The organism is Burkholderia sp. LFS061 (assembly GCF_047978125.1).
Lineage (GTDB): Bacteria > Pseudomonadota > Gammaproteobacteria > Burkholderiales > Burkholderiaceae > Burkholderia > Burkholderia pyrrocinia_C.
This window is the reverse complement of sequence record NZ_JBFPFS010000121.1, coordinates 1-958: the sequence shown is the minus strand read 5'-3', so window position 1 is coordinate 958 and position 958 is coordinate 1. Positions and strand designations below refer to the sequence as shown.

The window sequence follows — 958 nt, the reverse complement described above, 5'->3', positions numbered from 1 at the left end:
CATAGATCGTACCGAACAGTCCGTTGAGTCGCTTCAGTGCCTGATTGACCAGCAGCCGCAGCGGCCGCAACGGGTGATCGGCCGGCACGAAGTCTTCCAGCTTCACCGTCGCGAACAGCGGTTCTTGCATCTCGTCCATTCCGCGCATCGCACCCATCCGACCAAGGCCACGTTATCTCTAACGCACCGCCCACAAAGCCCGTTTACACCGTTCCCAATTTCAACAGCCTGCTAACGCTTGACGAAAGACATAGCCCCCCCCGCCCACTGCAGCCTCCTTGCCGGCAAACCCGAGTGCAGACAACGCCCGCTTTGCTGCCGCATACAGCACGATCAATGTTTTCCTAAATTACCCCCATGCCCGCGAAATCAGAATAAGAAACGTCTTCCTTTGAGGCTGGCCCAATTTCCGTCCCAGTCTTAGCTGGAAAATTCCGGCTCTTCGGGGCGGGCCGAACCGGCCCGATCGATGCACTGGCGGGCGAATTCCGCCGGTGTCATCCACTGCAGCGCAGAGTGAGGGCGCGTCTCGTTATAGTACTCGCGCCAGTACCTCGATTTTGCGTCTGGCGTCTTCAAGCGACAAGAACCAATGTGCATTGAGGCATTCCTCTCGAAAGCGTCCGTTGAAGGATTCATTCTTCGCGTTGTCAATCGGCTTGCCAGGGCGCGAGAAGTCAATCTCCACGCCGTTCTCATACGCCCATTTGTCGAGCGCCTTCGAAATGAACTCGCTGCCATTGTCTGCCTTGATATAGCGTGGAAGCGGACGATGCTGCGCAAGCCGGGTCAGCGCGGCGACAACGTGTTCGCCACGCAATGAGCCGTCGACTTCAATCGCCAAGCATTCCCGCGTGTAGTTGTCCACGATCGTGAGCGTGCGCAAGCGTCGACCATCAAACAGCGCGTCGACGACGAAATCCATACTCCAGATTTCGTTGATTGCGCTCACTGACTG

2 pseudogenes are annotated in these 958 nt (G+C 57.3%); both read right to left on the bottom strand.

Features of this window, described 5'->3' with window-relative positions:
- Positions 1 to 139: pseudogene (locus ACNQQL_RS35960) on the bottom strand (IS5/IS1182 family transposase); the annotation flags it as partial.
- Between the two features lie 281 nt (positions 140 to 420).
- Positions 421 to 958, bottom strand: a pseudogene (locus tag ACNQQL_RS35955) (IS3 family transposase); the annotation flags it as partial.